The following is an 18,049-nucleotide window of genomic DNA, read 5'->3' on the forward strand; positions in this document are numbered from 1 at the left end:
ATCGGATCATGTCTCCGTCATCACCCGCATCGCCGACCGCACCGCTTCCGACTCGCACGCACGAGCACGGCTGGACGACCGAGTCGGCGCACCGCACGTCGGACGGCATCGTGCGCTACGTGCGGTGCGCCGGATGCGGGACTCGACGCATCGATCTGCAGGCGACGGGATCGTGCCCGCCGGTCGCGCAGAGCACCGAGATCCGTCAGCCGATTTCACCCGGATGAGTGAGACGCCACCACTCGGAAGGGGGTTCGATGTCTCCGTCGAGCACGACGGGCACGGTGACCGACTCGGGGCCGGCCGTCCACGTGATCTGTCCCAGCACCTCGCCGTCGACCCAATCGCGCGGCATGCGAACGTCGCCGTCGACCACGATCGGCGTGTCGGACCACGTGCGCAGCGACGCCCCCTTCTCCAGCACGACTCGGGCCGAACTCCCCCACGCGGTCGTGTAGGCGCCGATCTCCTGCCCGTGCTGCGCGACGGCTGTCACATGGAAACCGTCGGCCAGACGCTCGAGGACGCCGAGCACGCTGGCCGCCACGCCTCGTTGCGATGATCCGCCGAGGGCCACTCCCACGACGCTCAACGGCTCGGGCAGCCCGACATCGACGGACGCCGTGTAGAGCAGGTTCGATCCGCTCTCCTCGAGCGTCCCGGTCTTGAGCCCCGTGATCCCGCTCTGGCCGAGCAGCCTGTTCGTGTTGGCCATCGGTCCCGGCCCCGGCAGGCTGAGCGATGGCGTCGCGGCGATCGCGGCCACCGTCGGCTCGGCGGCCGCGATGCGGCCGAGCGCGATGAGGTCGCTCGGCGTGCTCGTGTTGCGAGGGTCGAGGCCCGAAGGCTCGACGATGCTCGTCCGTTCCAGACCGTTCGCCACCAGCCAGCGGTCTGCCGCGGCTCGGAAGCCCGACACCGAGCCGAACGCCCAGACGGCGATCGCCTCGGCATAGTTGCTCGCCGAGGGGATGAGCATCGTCGCCAGGGCGTCGCGCAGCGACAGCGAACTGCCGATCGGCATCGGAGCGATCGTCGCGTCGCGCACGAAGTATGCGTCGTAGAGCGCGTGATCGTCTCGGTCGAAGACGAGGGTCGGCCCGCGGTCGCCGTCGGCGATCGGATAGGCGTCCAGCACCACGAGCGCGGTGACGACCTTGGTGATGCTGGCGATCGGACGAGGGTCGTCACCGCCTTGGATCATCCACACACCGGCCGCCTCGGAGCCGAGATACGGTTCCGCGCCGGCGACGGACAGCGCCGCGGCCCCGTCCGCCGTGAAGCCGATGTCGACGGCCGCCGCGGGAGCCGGGGCGCTCGGGATCGAGACCTCTCCCGTGGCCGGCTTCAGCGGGGCATTCAGGGCCCACGCGGCATATCCCCCGGGCACACCGAGCACGACGGCGGCCGTCACGGCAGCGGCGATCCAGCCGTTGCGACGGCGTCGACGACGCGATGCCGCGACCTCGGCCGCGGTCGCAGACGGCGCGGTGGCCGACGCCGAGATGAGGTCGTCGAGGTCGGCGAAGTCATCGCCCCTCGAGTCGCGTCGCGCCATCGCCGCCCCTTCTTCGTGAGGGCCATCCTCGCGTAAACGTCATCCTCTCGGATGATTCGAGGTTCTCAGCAACCCCATAGTGTTGAGGCGATCTTGAAACAAGGGGGTTGCACGTGCACCGCAAAACACTCCGATGGGCCGCGCCGGCCGCGGTCGGTCTCGTCCTCGCGATGGCCGGTTGCACGGCCGCCGACGGGTCCGCCGACAGCACCGAGGAATCGCCGCTCTCCGAGTACTTCTCCGCCTTCTACGGCGGCGAGATGAGCGAGGAGGAACAGCAGGCCCACTTCGAGAAGCAGAACAAGGAGCGCGAAGAGCTCATCGCGCAGTGCATGCAGGACGAGGGCTTCGAGTACATCCCGGCACCCGCCAACATGTCGTTCAGCTCCGGCACCGAGTGGAAGCCCGAAGATCGCGACTTCGTGGCGCAATGGGGCTACGGCGCCGTCAAGTATCCCGACGCGGATGCGCAGGTCGAACCCGAGCAGGTGACCCCCGACCCCAACTCGGATTACGTCATGGCCCTCTCCGAGTCGGAGCAGATGGCCTACTACGAGGCGCTGTACGGCCCGAGTCCCAGCGAGGAGGAGATGTCCGAGGACGGCTCCTACGAGTACAACTGGGAGACGTCGGGATGTCACGGCTGGGCGGATCACGAGCTCAACGGCGACGATCCGATGCAGTCCGACGAGTTCGCCGATGTGATGGACGCCATCACGAAGTTCTACGAGACCTCGGCCACGCTTCCGGCCATGGCGGACCTCGACCGCGAATGGGCCGAGTGCATGGATGCCGCGGGATACCCCGGCTTCGCCGCTCAGGCCGATGCCCAGAACTCCATCTACGAAGAGCTCAACGGCGTCTACGAGAACTCGACGGAGACCGGCCCGGATCAGGCGACGATGGACGAGATCCACGAGCGTGAGGTCGAGCTGGCCCTCGCCGACCTCGACTGCCGCAAGGAGACCGACTATCGCGCCAAGTACCAGAAGGCGCAGTTCGAGGCCGAGGAGCAGTTCATCGCCGATCACAAGGCCGAGCTCGACGCGATGAAGGCGGCGGCTGAGCAGGCTCGCTCGTGAGCGGTGACCGCCCGCAGGACGACGCATCGGGAGCGGTCGACTCGTTCGACGAGCTCGTCGCCGACCCGGCGAGCCCGGGAGAACCGGGAGACGGCTCGGATGCCGCCGGTCCGTCGGGATCCGGCGGCGGTGGGCGGCTCGCCGTGTGGCGCTCGGTCGTCTCGCGCAACCGCGTGCTCTGGATCTCTGCGGCGGTCGCGGTCGTCGCACTCGTCGGCGGCCTGCTCGTCGGACGGTTCGTCATGGCGCCAGCCTCGGCGGCTGCGGACGACGCCCCCGCGCCCGGCCTCGTCACCGTGCCGGTGGAGTTCGGCCCCCTCAGCAACGACGTGACCATCCGGGGCGAGGTCGGGTTCGCCGACCCCGTCGAGGTGAAGATCGACACGTCCGCGATCTCGGGCCCGGCCGTCGTCACCGGTCAGGTCCCGGCACTCGGAGCCGAGCTGACGCAGCTCTCCGTCGCGCTCGAGGTCGCGGGGCGTCCCGTCATCACGCTGCCGGGCGAGCTCCCGGCCTACCGCACACTGCGATTCGGGGTCGCGGGTCCCGATGTCGTCCAGTTCAAAGAGGCGATGCGGTCCGTCGGCATCGACGCGGGCGACCCGGGCAACGACGTCTTCGACGAACAGGCCGCCAACGCCGTCACCGCGTTGTACGCGGCGGTCGGCTACACCGGCCCCGAGTCCGAGGACGACGGCGCGAGCACCGTCCGCTCCGCGCAGGAAGGCGTCCGCTCGGCCGAGCAGGCATTGTCGGCGGCGCGCAGTGCGCTGAACGCGGCGGGGCGAGACGGAAACGCCATCGCCCGGGCCGACCTCGAGGTCGCGAACGCTCGCGCGGTCCTGCAGGGCGCGCGTGAGAACGGCGCCTCATGGGATGAGATCGTCGCCGCCCAGAACCAGGTGGCCACCGCCGAGCTCGCGCGCGAGCAGCTGAACGCAGCACCCGATACGAGCGGCGAGCGTGCCGCGGTCGACGCGGCGGCGAGCCAGCTGTCACAGGCGCAGGACGACCTCACGCGCGCCCGACAGCAGGCCCTGCCCGCCCTTCCGGCTGGAGAGGTGCTCTACCTCACCGAGCTGCCCCGCCGTGTCGACGCGGTGTCTGCCGAACGCGGCAGCATCCTCTCCGGAGCGGCGATGACCGTGTCGGGCGCGACTGTGGCTCTCACCGGATCGGCGGCGGAAGCCGACGCGAAGCTCCTGGCGGTCGGCTCGACCGCCGGCTTCGCGCTGCCCGACGGGACGGAGCACGCCGCGACCGTGACCGCGGTGGAACCGGGGACGGGCGGGGAGAGCCGGTGGAAGGTGAGCCTCGAGCCCGCGGAGCTGACCCCCGAGCAGATCTCGCAGCTGCAGGGCACGAATGTGCGCGTCACCATCGCCGTGGGCGCGACGGCAGGCGATGTGCTCAGCGTTCCCGCGGCGGCTCTGACGGCAGGACCGGGCGGCGAGACGCGCGTCGAGGTCGTCGACGGCGACCCGCGCGATCCCGATGCCCGCACCCGACTCGTCGTCGTCGAGACCGGCCTGTCGGCGGGCGGTGCCGTCGAGGTACGCGCCACCGATGGTGAGCTTGCGGAGGACGATCTCGTCGTGGTCGGGCGATGACCGACGCCGTCATCGTCACCTCCGACCGTCCGGCCGCGCCGGATGACGAGGCCGACGTCATCCGATCGGATGAAATCCCGCCGGTAATCGAGCTGCGCGACGTGACCCGTTCGTTCCCCGGGCCGCCCGAGGTGCAAGCACTCAAGGCCATCAATCTGACGGTCTTCGACGGGGAGTACGTGTCGATCGTCGGACCGAGCGGATCGGGGAAGTCGACGATGCTCAACATCCTCGGTCTTCTCGACCGCCCGACCGTGGGCGAGTACCGCCTCGCAGGCGAGCTGACCGACGGCTACACCGAGGACGAGCGTGCGGCGGTGCGCGCCCGGCGTCTGGGCTTCGTGTTCCAGGCCTTCCATCTGATGCCTCGCCGCAGCGTTCTCGAGAACGTCATGCTGCCGATGCTCTACAGCGGCACGCCTCGCGGCGAGCGCACCGAACGGGCGCGGGCGGCCCTGGAACGCGTCGGCCTCGGGCACCGCGTCGACTTCCGTCCCGGACTGCTCTCCGGCGGCGAGCGGCAGCGGGTCGCGGTGGCGCGTGCCGTCGTCACGCAACCCCGCGTGATCCTCGCCGATGAGCCGACGGGCAACCTCGACCAGGCCACCACCGCCGACATCATGGCGCTGTTCGAGGAGCTCAACGCGGGCGGCCTGACCTTCGTCGTCATCACGCACGATCAGGGCGTGGCCGATCGGGCGGCGCGACGCATCCGCATCGCCGACGGCCGTATGAGCGAGCTGAGCTGATGGCCGCGCTCTGGAAGAGGCTCCGCCCCCGCCGGTCTCGTCGCTCGACCGATGCTCCGACGACGACCGCCGTCGCCGAGGCCCGCCAGGTGGCTCGCGCCGACCGCTTCGGTTTCGGCGACCTCGTGCTCGAGGCGACGACGGACATCGGCTCGCGGCCGGGGCGTCTCGTGATGACCGTCATGGGCACGGTGCTCGGCATCGGCGCACTCGTGGCGACCGTCGGGTTCGCGCAGACCGCCGCCGGGCAGATCGCTCGGCAGTTCGACGCCGCTGCCGCGACCCACCTGAGCATCAGTCCCACCGAGGCGCAGGCTCGCGGCGGGCAGCGGGTCGCGACGGCCTCGCTGCCCTGGGATGCGCCGGCGCGTCTCGAGAACCTCGCCGGTGTCGAGTCCGCAGCCGTTCTGGCCCCCGTCACCCTGCGCGAGAACTCCATCACCGCCGTGCCGATTAACGACCCCTCCATCGCGGCTGCCGCTCCCCCGGCACTGTTCGCCGCGTCAGGCGAGATCCTCGACACGCTCGGCGGGCGCGTCGTCACGGGCCGCGCGTTCGATGAGGGGCACGACGCCCGCGGCGACCGCGTGGCGATGCTGGGCTCGCGCGCTGCCGAGCGCCTCGCGATCAACCGCGTCGACACGCAGCCGGCGGTGTTCATCGGCGGCGTGGCCTATGCCGTCGTCGGGATCTTCGACGAGCTCGACCGCCGTGCGGAGATCGTCGACGGCGTCGTCATCCCCACAGGTGCAGCCCGGCAGGACTTCCAGCTCGCCTCCCCCGGCGATGCGATCGCACGCATCGTGGTCGGGACGGGCCCGCAGCTGCGGCAGCAGGCGCCCCTCGCCCTCGCGCCCGACGCGGTCGACACGCTCGAGGTCAGTGCACCGCAGGGACGCTCCGATCTCGCGCGCGACGTGCAGGGCGACGTCAACGTCGTCTTCCTGATCCTCGGCGTCATCGTTCTGCTGGCGGCCGGGCTCGGGATCGCGAACGTGACGACGCTGTCGGTCCTCGAGCGCACCGGCGAGATCGGCCTGCGCCGTGCCCTCGGATCCACCGGCAGGCAGATCGCCGGGCAGTTCGTCGTCGAATCGATCGTCATCGGCCTGCTGGGCGGACTCATCGGGTCGGCGCTGGGAGTGTTCGCCGTGCTGGGCGTGTCGATCGTGCAGCAGTGGTCGCCCGTCCTCGATCCCTGGGTGGCCCTGGGCGGCACCGTGCTCGGTGCGGTCATCGGACTCGCGGCCGGCGGCATCCCTGCCCGACGCGCATCGCGCATAGAACCGGTCGTCGCGCTGCGCGGCAACGCCTGATCGATCCCGCACATAGCGCGGACGGGCCCTCAGCGCCAGTCCTCTTCGTCTGGAGCCGTCGAGGTCTACCGTTGCTCGCGGTGGGGACGGCCGAGGACGAGGACGCGGGATGACTGACGGTGTCGCGAGTGATGGAGCTGTTCTGCCCGGCGCCCTCCTCGCGGGCCGCTACCGCGTCGTCGACCCGATCGGTTCCGGCGGCATGGCGCGCGTCTTCCGCGCCCGCGACGAAGCCCTCGGCAGACCGGTCGCCGTCAAGGTCCTGCGGCCCGAGCTGACCGACAGCACCGCGTCGGACCGCGCCGCGATCGAGACGCGACTGCTCGCATCGCTCAACCACCCCGGCCTCGTGACGTTGTTCGACGCGCACTTGAACGACGAGCCTCGCTTCCTGGTGATGGAGCATGTGGTGGGGACGACGCTGTCGCAGCGCATCGCGGCAGGCGTGCTCGACGACCGGGAACTGGCCGCGCTCGGCTCTCAGCTCGCCGACGCGCTCCACGTCGTGCACGACGCGGGGATCGTGCACCGCGACGTGAAGCCGTCGAACATCCTCCTCGCCCGATCGACGGTGCCCGGCGTTCCGTTGCGCGCGAAGCTCGCCGACTTCGGAATCGCCCACCTTCTCGACAGCGAGCGCGTCACCTCGCCCAGCCTCCTCATCGGCACCGCGGCCTACATCGCACCCGAGCTCCTCCATGGCGCCGATCCGGCGCCCCCGTCCGACATCTACGCGCTCGGCCTGGTGCTGCTCGAAGCGGCGACGGGCGAGCGCGCGTTCTCCGGATCGGACGGCAATCGCGGGCAGCTGCTGGCGCGCCTGTCGCGCGACCCCGACATGCCCCTGATGCTCGATCACACCTGGCGCGACCTGCTCTGCGCGATGACCTCTCGCCGGCCCGACGACCGTCCCACCGCCGTCGAGGTGATGGCGCGGTTGAGCCGTCGCGAGTCCGCTGCCTCGGACGGCTCCACGTCGGCGACCGCGCGCTCCGCTCCGACCGCGGGGAGAGCTTTCGAGGGGAATGCATCGCGCGCGGCTCAGGCCGACGTCGCGACCGCAGCCTGGCCCATCACCGAGGCCCGGGGTGTAGACACGTCGACGACGCTCGACGCTCCCGTGGCCGCGACCGCCGCGTTGCGGGCGCGCGGCACGAGGCCGGAGCCGGGCGACGAGCGGACGTTCGAGGCGCTTCCTCTCCGCGCCGTCGGAAGGTCGGCCACGACCCGCCGGACGACAGCGGGACGCCGCCGGAAACGGACGGCGATCGCTGTCGGCGCCGCATCGATCGCCGCGATCGGCGTGGCACTCGCCGCGCACCTCTTGCTGCTCCCGCCCCCCGCCTCGCCGACGACGGATGTCACCGTCCCCGCCGTGGTGGAGACGCCGGAAGGCACCACCCCGGCAGGGGAAGACGCCGACGAGCTCGAGGTCGAGGAGCCGACGGACGAGTCCACGACGGGAGTCGAGACGGTCGGCACGACCGGCTCGGTCGGCGATGACGGCACACGAGCGGTCGACGACTCCCCGTCCGAGAGGGCGCCCGCCGACACCGCGCCGACAGGCACCGCACCAACGGGCAACACGCTCACCGACAGCCTGCCCATCGACAGCGTGCCCATCGAGGTGACGACCGTCGATGTCCCGGCCGTGCCCGCTCAGAGCAACGGGTCGGCTCCCGGCTCGAACAGCGGCAGCGGCAACAGCAATGGCAACGGTTCGAACAACGGCAACGGTCCCGGCTCGAACAACGGCCAGGGGTCGGGTTCGACGGGGGCGGGCAAGCCGGCGCGCTGAGGCCTCAATCTCCCGCGGAGGCGATCTCGGCTCCCGCGTGGGCCAGCTCTGCGAGAGCAGCCGCGCTCGACTCCTCGGCGACACCCGCCACGAGGTCGGTGAGGATGCGCACGCGTCGACCGTGCGCGATCGCGTCAAGCGCCGACGCGCGCACGCAGTAGTCGGTCGCGATGCCGACGATGTCGACGTCGACGACGCCGTGACGGGTCAGCAGGTCGGCGACGGCATCCCCTTCCTCGGTCGTGCCCTCAAACAGCGAGTACGCGGGCACCCCCTGCCCCTTCTTGACGTGGTGGGTCACGGCGGAGACGTCGAGCTCGGGGTCGTACTCCGCCCCCGTCGTGTCGGCGACGCAGTGCACCGGCCAGGTCTCGACGTAGTCGGGCTCGCCATCGGCGAAGTGCCCGCCGTTGTCGTGGTCGCCGTGATGCCAGTCGCGCGACGCGACGATGATCTCGTAGTCGCCGGCGTGCTCCCGGAGGTGACGTGTGATCGCCGCGGCGACCGCGTCACCCCCGGTCACACCGAGCGCTCCGCCTTCGGTGAAGTCGTTCTGGACATCGACGATGAACAGGGCACGGGTCATGCGTCGAGGGTACGCTCCGCGTCCGCGTGCCGCACGGCCCGTTCGCGACGCCACAGCTTCGACGGCCACCAGATGGCGGCGCCGATGTCGTGGGCGAGCGCGGGAACGAGGAGCGACCGGACGACGAACGTGTCGAGCAGCACCCCGAACGCCACGATGAAGGCGATCTGCGCGAGGAAGAGGATCGGGATGACGCCGAGGGCCGCGAACGTCGCTGCGAGCACGAGCCCCGCCGAGGTGATGACCCCGCCCGTCGCCACGAGGCCCCGCGCGATGCCTCGACGGGTTCCGTGCTCGAGCGTCTCCTCACGAACCCTCGACATGAGGAAGATGTTGTAGTCGACGCCGAGCGCCACGAGGAACACGAAACCGTACAGGGGCACCGCGGGATCGCCTCCGGGGAAGTCGAACACGTGGTTGAACACGAGGGCGCTCACGCCCAGCGCCGTGCCGAACGACAGGATCGTGCTCAGGATGAGCAGCACCGGCGCGAGGATCGAGCGCAGCAGCAGCATCAGGATGAGCAGGATCACCACCAGGATGACCGGGATGATGACGGTGCGGTCGCGGATCGAGGTGTCGTTGGTGTCGACGTCGGTCGCGGTCGTCCCGCCCACGAGGACCTCGGGCGCCTCGTCGGCGAAGGTCGCCCGCAGGTCGCGCACGGTCTGCTCGGCCTCGAGCGAGTCGGCTGGGTCGGTCAGCGTCACCGAGAGCAGGACATCGCCCTCCGACACCGTCGGCTCGGGCACCGGTGCGCCCGGGGGTCCCGCCGCGGTGAAGACGGGCTCGCCGCCCTCGAGTGCCACGGAGACCTGCCCGGTCGGAGAGTCGGCCGCGACGGCGGCGACAGAAGAGATGCCGTCGTTCTCGTCGAGGATGACGAGCGCGTCAGCCAGACCATCCTCGGGAACGATGACGTATGCCGGGCTGCCCGACCCCGCGGGGAAGTGCTCGGCGAGAGCGGCCTGACCGTCGCGGGCCTCAGACGCTCCGAGCACGAGGTCGCTCGAGGGCACACCGTTCGCGTTGAGCTGCAGGACGCCCGCGGCGCCGACGAGAAGCACGACCGTGCTGGTGATCCAGACCGTCCGGGCGCGGCGCGCGACGAAGCGCGCCTGACGGGGCCACAGCCCGCGGACGGGCTGACTCGGGTCGTCGGGGAGATCGATGGCGCCCGTGCGCGGAATGAACGGCCAGAACGCGGCCCGACCGCAGAGCGCCAGGAGAGCCGGCAGGAAGGTCAGCGCCGAGAGCATCGAGAAGGCGATGCCGATCGAGGCGATGGGACCGAGCGCCTTGTTGCTGGCGAGATCGCTCAGCAGCAGGCAGAGGAGACCCGCGATCACGGTGCCGCCCGAGGCGAGGATCGGCTCGACGGCACCCTTCCACGCGCGCAGCGTCGCGTCCCAGCGCGACGCACCCGAGCCGATCCCTTCGCGGTACCGGGCCGTGTAGAGCAGGGCGTAGTCGGTCGCGGCACCGATGACCAGGATGAACAGGATGCCCTGCACCTGTCCGTTGAGGACGACGATGTCGGCCTTCGCGAGCCACCAGACCGTCAGCAGCGCGACGCACAGCGCGAACACCGACGTGAGGAGGACGAGGATCGGCAGCAGCGGCGATCGGTAGACGATGACGAGGATGACGAACACCGCGGCGAGCGCGACGAGGAGAAGAAGTCCGTCGATGCCGAGGAAGCCCTCGGCGAGATCGGCCGTGAAGCCGGCTGGTCCGGTGACCCACGCCTCCACGCCTGCGGGGAGGTCCTCCTGGACGAGGGCGCGGATCTCTTCGACGACGTCGCGCACCTCACCCGAGGCATCGACGGGAACGAAGGCCTGAACCGCGAGACCGTCCTCGGACGGGATGGGCGGCGAGACCTCACCGACTCCATCGAGCTCGCCGATGGCGGCGGTGAGCTCGGTGAGCGCCGTCAGCTGGGCCTCGTCGAGCGGGTCGGATGCGGCGGCGACGACCACCGCCGGGATCTCTTCGCCGCCCGTGAAGTCGGTCAGGCGTTCGCTGACCTGCGTCGCATCGGCGCTGGCAGGCAGGAACGACGACTGATCGTTCGTGGCCACTTCGCTCACCCGACCGAAGTAGGGACCGCCCACCGAACCGCCGACGAGCCACACGAGCACGAGGAGGGCGGGGATGCCGATACGCAGCCAGCGCGGGACATTTCGTTCGCTCTTCACGTAGATAGCTTATCTAGCTATTTTTCGATGCGCCACCTCACGGCCGATCGCCGCGCAGACTCAGCCGCGCGCGAAGAGGACGATCCAGGATGCGACAAGGGCGACGACGCCCACCGCGAGAAACCCCGAGGACAGGCTGACGAGCAGGTGATGGGCGGGCGGGCGCCGGGTCAGCCGCATCCTCCCCCGCCATCCGTGTCGGTACCAGATGTCGGCCCGATCGCGACCCGCGAGGAGGGTCGCCGTGTGCTCGTCGACCCGCGCGCTGTTGGCTTCACCCTCGTCGTCGAACCACCGCACCCAGGTGCCGTCGGGCTCGTGGTCCACGAGCGCATCCACCGGAAGCCAGGTGCCGTCGGCGGCCCACAGCACGAGGAGCGCGACCGCGAAGACGGCGGCGCCGCCGAATCCCGCCCAGCTGAGGATCTCGAGCACCGCGTCGAGGGTCGTGTTCACGCGCACCGCCGACTCGGGAAACGGTTCGGTCGCGCCATGCCTTCAGTATGGTTCACGCGCGGCGCAGGTTCACGCGGGACGCAGCAGCACCGCGAGAGAGGCGAGCGTGCGCTCGAGCTCGATAGAGGGCTCGAGCAGCCACTGGATCTGCAGGCCGTCCGACGCCGCGATGAGCAGCGCCGCGAGCTGCTCGGCGGGCACATCGTCGCGAACGGTTCCGGCTCGCTGCTCGGTGCGAAGCCTCGCGGTCAACTCACCACGGATGCGCTCGAATCGCTCGGTGAAGAATGTCTTGCCATGCTCGCTCCCCGCCTCCAGCGCTCCGGCGACGAGGATCGAGTAGAGCTCGACGAGGCCGGGCACCTCGAGGTTGTCGACGGCGGCACGCGTCATGACGCCGACCGCGGTCTCGGGGGGAACCGGGTTGCGCCGACCGCGCTGCGTCTCGGCATGCTCGTAGACGGCGACGAGCAGCTGCTCCCGCGACTCGAAATAGTGCAGCAGCGCAGCGTGCGAGACCCCGATGGCCTCGGCGATGCGCCGCAGCGACGTGCCTTGCAGGCCGCGCTCCTGGAACACCTCGATCGCACGGTCGAGGATCTCCTGGCGTCGTGCCACGCCCTTGGCGTAGGCGCCCGGGCGGCCCATCCTTGCGCGATCGTCGTTGCTCACACGGTGACTGTAACAAAAAACCTCCAACTGGATGTATTACGTGTTAGCGTGACGTCGTGCCACCACGGGCACCCCGCACGATGACGTACGAAAGAAGGTCGACTGTGACTCAGGTCCAGGCATCCGTCCAGCTCTATTCGCTTGCGAAGGAGTTCTCCGCCGACATGTCCGGCTCGCTGGCGAAGCTCGCCGAGATCGGGTTCGCACACGTCGAGGCGTTCGACTTCGTCTCGCGCCCGACCGAGATCCGCGCGGCCCTGGATGCCGCCGGCCTCACCTCGCCGACCGGTCACGCTCCCCTGCTGACCGACGAGCTGTGGACGCCCGACGGCTCGATCCCCACGCCCGCGCCCGAGGTCGTTTACGAGGCTGCGGCCACGATCGGCATGAAGACGGTCATCGACCCGTTCGTGGCCCCCGACCGCTGGCTCACCGAAGAAGGCGTGGCCGACATCGCCGAGCGCCTGAACGCGCAGGCCGAGATCGCCGCCGGTTTCGGCCTGAGCGTGGGCTACCACAACCACGCGCAGGAGTTCGTCGCCGCGTTCGACGGTCAGAGCGCGTACGAGCGCTTCGTCTCGCTCCTCGACGAGCGGGTCACGCTCGAGCTCGACCTGTTCTGGGCGCTCACCGGCGGCCAGGACGTCCCGGCCCTCGTGAAGAGCCTCGGCGACCGCCTCATCGCCGTCCACGTCAAGGACGGCGTCGTTCCGGCATCCAACCCCTGGGCTCCTGGCGCCGAGCAGTTCGGCTCCGACAGCCTCGACCAGCGCCACGCCGGCACGGGCGACGTGCCCCTCGCCGAGTCGCTCCGGGCTGCGACGGCACTGGAGTACGCCGTCGTCGAGTACGACAAGGCACCCGGTGACGTCTTCGCCGACGTCGCCGCGAGCCTGGCCTTCCTGCGCGAGAACGGTGTCAGCGCATGACCGGTCCCGTCGGAGTCGGTTTCGTCGGCGTCGGTGTCATCAGCGACACCTACCTCGAGAACCTGAGCTCGTTCCCCGACGTCCGCGTCGTCATCCTCGGCGACCTCGATGTCGACCGCGCGAAGGCTCAGGCCGAGAAGCACGGCGTCGCGGAGTGGGGCACGACCGATGACGTCCTCGCACACCCCGACGTCGACGTCATCGTCAACCTGACGATCCCGGCCGTCCATGTCGAGATCTCTTCACGAGCGATAGCAGCGGGCAAGCACGTCTGGACGGAGAAGCCCCTCGGTCTCGACCGCGAGAGCACGGCGGAGCTCCTGCGACAGGCGGATGCCGCCGGCCTGCGCATCGGCTCGGCACCCGACACCCTGCTCGGACCCGGCTTCCAGACCGCGAAGCGCGCCATCCAGAGCGGCGTCATCGGCGAGCCGATGTTCGCGTCGACGACGTTCCAGACCGTCGGCCCCGACCTCTGGCACCCGAGCCCCGCGTTCCTCTTCGCCCAGGGCGCAGGCCCGCTCCTCGACATGGGACCGTACTACTTCAGCGGTCTCGTCAGCCTCTTCGGGTCGGTCGACCGAGTCGCCGCCGTCGGGCGCAAGAAGCTCGAGGAGCGCACCATCCAGGCGGGCCCCAACGCGGGCACGGTCTTCCCCGTCGAGGTGCCCACCACGATGCAGGTCATCACCGCCTTCGAGGGCGGCCAGCAGGCGGCGAGCCTGCTGAGCTTCGACTCGGCCCTCGAACGCCACGGCGTGTTCGAGGTGCATGGAACCGAGGGCTCGATCGTCCTGCCCGACCCCAACCAGTTCGAGGGACGTATCGCGTACGTGAAGGCGCGGACGTCGATCTCGGACGGCAACTGGGGCGAGCAGGAGTGGATCGAGATCGAGCAGGAGGGCAAGCTCACCGGCCGCGGCCTGGGTCTGCTCGACATGGTCCGCGCGATCGCCGAGGACCGGCCCCACGTCGCCACCGGCGAGCTCGGCTACCACGTGCTCGACATCATGCTGTCGGCGCAGGAATCGGCTGCCTCGGGCGAGTTCGTGAAGGTCGCGAGCACCGTGGCGCCCGTGCCCACCGTTCCGGTCGACTTCGACCCGTTCAGCGCGACGCTGTAACGGTCGCGGCGCTCCCGCGGAGCGGCAACGCGAAAGGCCCGGACTCGTTGGAGTCCGGGCCTTTCGTTGTGGAGCCGCCTAAGGGAATCGAACCCTTGACCTATTCATTACGAGTGAATCGCTCTGCCGTCTGAGCTAAGGCGGCGCGCGTCGCTGTGCGATGCACGATCAGCAATGTTACATGGTCTCCGACCCCGCCGCGAACCGGCGGCGACGCCGACGCCCTTATATCGGGAGACGCCGTGTTACGCGACGATTACTCGCCGTCCATCGGTGGCGCTTACCGTCGTAACGCACCGCGACGAGGCGAGCGCGACCCGGTCGCGCACGGGCGGCTGGACCGCCCCGCGGTGCCTGATCCGAGGAGCACCACTCATGTCCAAGCGACTTCTGACCGCGGCCGCCCTGGCCCTCCCCCTGACCCTCCTGCTGGGCGCGTGCGCGTCGAACGCCGGCTCCGGCGACTCCGGCGACGCCGCTCAGGACGGCCCCGTGCGCATCGGCGTCGTCGGCGCCGGCGACCCGTACTGGGAGACCTACAAGGAGGCCGCTGCCGACGAGGGGATCGAGGTCGAGATCGTCGACTTCACCGAGTACACGCAGCCCAACCCCGCCCTGTCGGCGGGCGAGCTCGACCTCAACCAGTTCCAGCACATCATCTACCTCGCCACGTACAACGTGAACGCCGACGACGACCTCGTCGCGATCGGCTCGACCGCGACCTACCCGCTCGGCCTGTACTCGACGCAGTACGACTCGATCGATGAGATCCCCGAGGGCGCGACTGTCGCAGTGCCGAACGACGAGAGCAACCAGGCCCGCGGCCTGCTCGTGCTGCAGGCCCAGGGCCTCGTCGAGCTGAAGGACGGCGGCTCGGTGTTCTCCACGACCGCCGACGTCGAGCCGGGCTCGAAGGTCAAGGTCGAGGCGCTCGACGCCGCCCTCACCGCAACGTCGCTGCCCGACGTCGCCGCCGCGATCATCAACAACGACTTCGTCGAGGACGCCGGCCTGAAGTTCGACGACGCGCTCGCGACCGACGACCCCAGCGACCCGAGCGCGCAGCCGTACATCAACGTCTTCGCCGCCAAGGCCGAGGACGCTGACAACCCGACCTACCAGAAGCTCGTCGAGATCTTCCAGGACACGCAGGCCGTCACCGACGGGCTGCAGGAGGCCTCCGGCGGCTCCGCCGTTCTCGTGAAGACGCCGAAGGACGAGCTCGCCTCGGCCCTCAAGCAGGTCGAGGACGACATCCGCGCCAACCAGTGACATCATGCGTGTGCGGCCCGCTCCACCGGACGGGCCGCACACGCATGTCCCGTTCGAGGAGCCCCGCATGACCCTCATCCGCCTGTCCGGCGTGACCAAGAGCTTCCCCCCGTCCACGAAGGGCGGTGACCCGGTCGTCGCCGTCGATGACGTCGACCTCGAGATCGAGGCCGGGACCGTGTGCGGAATCGTCGGGTATTCCGGTGCCGGCAAGAGCACGGTGCTGCGCCTGGTCAACGCCCTCGAGACGCCGACGAGCGGCAGAGTCGAGATCGACGGCCGCGACATCACCGTGCTCCGCGAACGCGAACTGCGCGCCCTGCGCGGCGACATCGGCATGATCTTCCAGCAGTTCAACCTCTTCGACTCGCGCACCGTCGCGGGCAACGTCGCCTACCCGCTGGAGGTCGCCGGCCGCCCGCGCGCCGAGGTCAAGCAGCGCGTGGCGGAGTTGCTCGACTTCGTCGGTCTCTCGGGCAAGGCCAAGAACTATCCCGAACAGCTCTCGGGCGGTCAGCGGCAGCGTGTCGGCATCGCTCGGGCGCTCGCGACCAGTCCCCGCATCCTGCTCGCGGACGAGGCGACGAGCGCGCTCGACCCCGACACCACGCAGGAAGTGCTCGCCCTCCTCAAGCGCATCAACACCGAGCTCGGCGTGACGATCCTCGTGATCACCCACGAGATGGAGGTCGTCCGATCGATCGCCGACCGCGTGGTGGTGATGGAGCACGGGCGCGTCATCGAGAGCGGCGCCGTCTTCGACGTGCTGTCGGCGCCGAAGCACGCGGCCACCCGTCGGTTCGTCGCGAGCATCATCGACGAGGCACCGACGGGCGAGAAGCTCGCGGCGCTCCGCGCGCGGCATCCCGGCCGCATCGTCACCTTCACGATCCGCGAGGGCGAATCGCCGCAGGCGGACGTCTTCGCGGCCCTGTCATCGCACGGCGTGCGGTTCGAGCTCATCCACGGCGGCATCAACGACATCCGCGGGCGGGTCTTCGGGCACCTGACGCTCGCCCTGTCGGGAGACACGGATGCCGTCGATCGTGCCGTGGCCGCGGCATCCGCCCACGCACCGCTCATCGAGGAGGACTCCCGTGGATAGGCTCATCGACCTGCTGCCCGACCTCTGGCCGGCGACGGCCGAGACGCTGTACATGATCACGCTGAGCCTCGTGTTCGGCGGTATCGCGGGGTTCCTCATCGGCCTCGCCCTGTATGCCACCCGCGCCGGCAGCCTGTTCCCCAACCGCGTGGTGTTCGGCATCGTCAACGTGATCGTCAACACCTTCCGCCCGATCCCGTTCATCATCTTCATGGCAGCGGTGCAGCCGCTGGCCCGCGCCTTCGGCATCCGCGGCATCGGCATCGAGTTCGCCGTCTTCGCGATCTCGATCGCCTCGATGTTCGCGATCGGACGCATCGTCGAGCAGAACCTGCTGACCGTGCGTCCCGGGGTGATCGAGGCGGCGCGTGCCGCCGGTGCGAGCCGGTCGCGCATCCTGTTCCGGCTGGTCCCCCGCGAGTCGCTCGGCCCCCTCGTGCTCGGCTACACCTTCATCGTCGTCGCACTCGTCGATATGACCGCGGTCGCCGGCGCGATCGCCGCGGGCGGCCTCGGTCAGTTCGCACTGGTGAACGGCTTCCGTCAGTTCAACCCCTGGGTGACCTGGGCGGCCGTGATCATCATCATCCTGCTCGTGCAGGGCGTGCAGTTCCTCGGCAACGCCCTCGCGCGCCGCATCCTCCGGCGCTGACGCCCGTCTCCCCCGCCGAGGTCCCACTTGGGCCGGTTCTGGCGGCGTCATCCCCGGCCGAAGTGGGACCTCGGTGGCGGGCACTAGCCTGGCGACATGCTCTCGGATGCCGATCTGGTTCGGATCGCGCGCGATCTCGCAGCGACGCGGGGCGTGGTCGCCGTGGCGCTCGGAGGCAGCCGCGCGCGCGGCACGCATGCCGCCGACTCGGACGTCGATCTCGGCGTCTACGTCGACGGGCGGAAGTTCGACCGCGCCGCCCTCTCAGCGGCGGTGTCGCGCTGGGCGACGACGCCGGTCACCGTCGGCCCGGCCGGGAGCTGGGGGCCCTGGGTGGACAGCGGAGCATGGACGACGATCGCCGACACGCCCGTCGACGTCATCATCCGCGACGTCGACCGCGTTCGAGCTCAGGTCGCGAGGGCGCGTCGCGGCGAGTTCGCCTTCCACACGCAGCCGGGGCATCCTCTCGGGTTTCTGGATGTCGCGTACGCCGGCGAGGTCGCACTCGCGAAGCCCCTCGTCGACGATGCGGGATTCCTGCGCGACAACGCCGCCGCCCTCGTCCCCTACCCCGAGCCGCTGCGACGCGCCTTCCTCGACGACCTCTGGCAGGTCGATTTCCTCGTGAACGGCGCCGCGAAGGTGGCCGATCGCGGCGACATCGCCTACGTCGGCCTCTGCCTGAGTCACGCAGCGGTGCGACTGGCATACGCGTGGCATGCGCACGCCGGAGCCTGGGCCATCAACGAGAAGGGCATCGTGGCGGGCGTCCCGCGCCTCCCGTCCGCGCCTGCAGACTTCGATGTCCGGGTCACCGCAGCTCTCGACGCCCTCGACGCCTCACCTCCGGGAGTGCGGGCAGCTGTCGAGGTGTTCCGGGCCCTGCCGCACCCGTCCTGAGCGCCGCCGAGGTCCCCGTTCGGCCGGGTATGGCGT

The 18,049-nt window shown here is 70.1% G+C and carries 17 protein-coding genes and 1 tRNA gene; 12 read left to right on the plus strand and 6 right to left on the minus strand.

The window, feature by feature from the left end:
• The first annotated feature begins 8 nt into the window (after nt 1–8).
• On the plus strand, nt 9–227 hold the full coding sequence (locus AA0Y20_RS13985) for a hypothetical protein (RefSeq protein WP_412935438.1): 219 nt from the start codon (nt 9–11) through the stop codon (nt 225–227).
• On the opposite strand, the gene AA0Y20_RS13990 is transcribed toward AA0Y20_RS13985, so the two are convergent.
• The gene (locus tag AA0Y20_RS13990; protein ID WP_412935440.1) at nt 206–1,558 is read right to left on the minus strand and encodes a D-alanyl-D-alanine carboxypeptidase family protein; all 1,353 of its coding nucleotides are present in this window, start codon (nt 1,556–1,558) and stop codon (nt 206–208) included. The two genes, AA0Y20_RS13985 and AA0Y20_RS13990, sit on opposite strands and share 22 nt — an antisense overlap.
• 113 nt (nt 1,559–1,671) lie before the next feature.
• On the opposite strand from AA0Y20_RS13990, the gene AA0Y20_RS13995 reads away from it, so the two are divergent.
• From AA0Y20_RS13995 to AA0Y20_RS14015, 5 genes are all read left to right on the plus strand, one after another.
• On the plus strand, nt 1,672–2,640 hold the full coding sequence (locus AA0Y20_RS13995; RefSeq protein WP_412935442.1) for a hypothetical protein: 969 nt from the start codon (nt 1,672–1,674) through the stop codon (nt 2,638–2,640).
• A complete protein-coding gene (locus AA0Y20_RS14000; protein ID WP_412935445.1) occupies nt 2,637–4,250 on the plus strand; it encodes a hypothetical protein in 1,614 nt (537 codons plus the stop codon). Before AA0Y20_RS13995 ends, AA0Y20_RS14000 begins: the two co-directional genes overlap by 4 nt.
• Entirely contained in the window at nt 4,247–4,999 is a 753-nt protein-coding gene (locus AA0Y20_RS14005; RefSeq protein WP_412935448.1) for an ABC transporter ATP-binding protein, read from the plus strand. Before AA0Y20_RS14000 ends, AA0Y20_RS14005 begins: the two co-directional genes overlap by 4 nt.
• The gene (locus AA0Y20_RS14010) at nt 4,999–6,315 is read left to right on the plus strand and encodes an ABC transporter permease (RefSeq protein WP_412935451.1); all 1,317 of its coding nucleotides are present in this window, start codon (nt 4,999–5,001) and stop codon (nt 6,313–6,315) included. The genes AA0Y20_RS14005 and AA0Y20_RS14010 overlap by 1 nt, the downstream gene beginning before the upstream one ends.
• Before the next feature lie 109 nt (nt 6,316–6,424).
• Nucleotides 6,425–8,113 carry a serine/threonine-protein kinase gene (locus AA0Y20_RS14015; RefSeq protein ID WP_412935453.1) on the plus strand — a complete coding sequence of 563 codons (1,689 nt, stop codon included), beginning with the start codon at nt 6,425–6,427 and terminating at the stop codon, nt 8,111–8,113.
• A gap of 4 nt (nt 8,114–8,117) precedes the next feature.
• On the opposite strand, the gene AA0Y20_RS14020 is transcribed toward AA0Y20_RS14015, so the two are convergent.
• The 4 genes from AA0Y20_RS14020 to AA0Y20_RS14035 form a co-directional block, all read right to left on the minus strand.
• Nucleotides 8,118–8,699: an isochorismatase family protein gene (locus AA0Y20_RS14020; protein ID WP_412935456.1), complete on the minus strand. Its 582-nt coding sequence runs from the start codon at nt 8,697–8,699 to the stop codon at nt 8,118–8,120.
• On the minus strand, nt 8,696–10,900 hold the full coding sequence (locus AA0Y20_RS14025) for an MMPL family transporter (RefSeq protein ID WP_412935458.1): 2,205 nt from the start codon (nt 10,898–10,900) through the stop codon (nt 8,696–8,698). The genes AA0Y20_RS14020 and AA0Y20_RS14025 overlap by 4 nt, the downstream gene beginning before the upstream one ends.
• A gap of 60 nt (nt 10,901–10,960) precedes the next feature.
• The gene (locus tag AA0Y20_RS14030; protein ID WP_412935461.1) at nt 10,961–11,356 is read right to left on the minus strand and encodes a hypothetical protein; all 396 of its coding nucleotides are present in this window, start codon (nt 11,354–11,356) and stop codon (nt 10,961–10,963) included.
• Between the two features lie 69 nt (nt 11,357–11,425).
• Complete coding sequence (locus AA0Y20_RS14035) at nt 11,426–12,004, minus strand: TetR/AcrR family transcriptional regulator (protein ID WP_412939654.1); 579 nt, start codon at nt 12,002–12,004, stop codon at nt 11,426–11,428.
• 188 nt (nt 12,005–12,192) lie between these two features.
• On the opposite strand from AA0Y20_RS14035, the gene AA0Y20_RS14040 reads away from it, so the two are divergent.
• Complete coding sequence (locus AA0Y20_RS14040; protein ID WP_412939655.1) at nt 12,193–12,957, plus strand: sugar phosphate isomerase/epimerase family protein; 765 nt, start codon at nt 12,193–12,195, stop codon at nt 12,955–12,957.
• Complete coding sequence (locus AA0Y20_RS14045) at nt 12,954–14,081, plus strand: Gfo/Idh/MocA family protein (RefSeq protein ID WP_412935463.1); 1,128 nt, start codon at nt 12,954–12,956, stop codon at nt 14,079–14,081. Before AA0Y20_RS14040 ends, AA0Y20_RS14045 begins: the two co-directional genes overlap by 4 nt.
• A gap of 69 nt (nt 14,082–14,150) precedes the next feature.
• On the opposite strand, the gene AA0Y20_RS14050 is transcribed toward AA0Y20_RS14045, so the two are convergent.
• Nucleotides 14,151–14,226 (minus strand) — tRNA-Thr (locus AA0Y20_RS14050).
• Between the two features lie 230 nt (nt 14,227–14,456).
• Here AA0Y20_RS14050 and AA0Y20_RS14055 point away from each other — a divergent pair.
• The 4 genes from AA0Y20_RS14055 to AA0Y20_RS14070 all read left to right on the plus strand — a co-directional run bounded on the left by AA0Y20_RS14055 (nt 14,457) and on the right by AA0Y20_RS14070 (nt 18,013).
• Entirely contained in the window at nt 14,457–15,353 is an 897-nt protein-coding gene (locus tag AA0Y20_RS14055) for a MetQ/NlpA family ABC transporter substrate-binding protein (protein ID WP_412935466.1), read from the plus strand.
• A 67-nt stretch (nt 15,354–15,420) separates the two neighbouring features.
• Nucleotides 15,421–16,458, plus strand: coding sequence for a methionine ABC transporter ATP-binding protein (locus tag AA0Y20_RS14060; protein WP_412935469.1), 1,038 nt, complete (start codon nt 15,421–15,423; stop codon nt 16,456–16,458).
• Nucleotides 16,451–17,110: a methionine ABC transporter permease gene (locus AA0Y20_RS14065; protein WP_412935472.1), complete on the plus strand. Its 660-nt coding sequence runs from the start codon at nt 16,451–16,453 to the stop codon at nt 17,108–17,110. Before AA0Y20_RS14060 ends, AA0Y20_RS14065 begins: the two co-directional genes overlap by 8 nt.
• A gap of 96 nt (nt 17,111–17,206) precedes the next feature.
• The gene (locus AA0Y20_RS14070) at nt 17,207–18,013 is read left to right on the plus strand and encodes a nucleotidyltransferase domain-containing protein (protein ID WP_412935473.1); all 807 of its coding nucleotides are present in this window, start codon (nt 17,207–17,209) and stop codon (nt 18,011–18,013) included.
• The last annotated feature ends 36 nt before the right edge of the window (nt 18,014–18,049 follow it).

This window comes from Microbacterium pratiae (assembly GCF_047302165.1).
Lineage (GTDB): Bacteria > Actinomycetota > Actinomycetes > Actinomycetales > Microbacteriaceae > Microbacterium.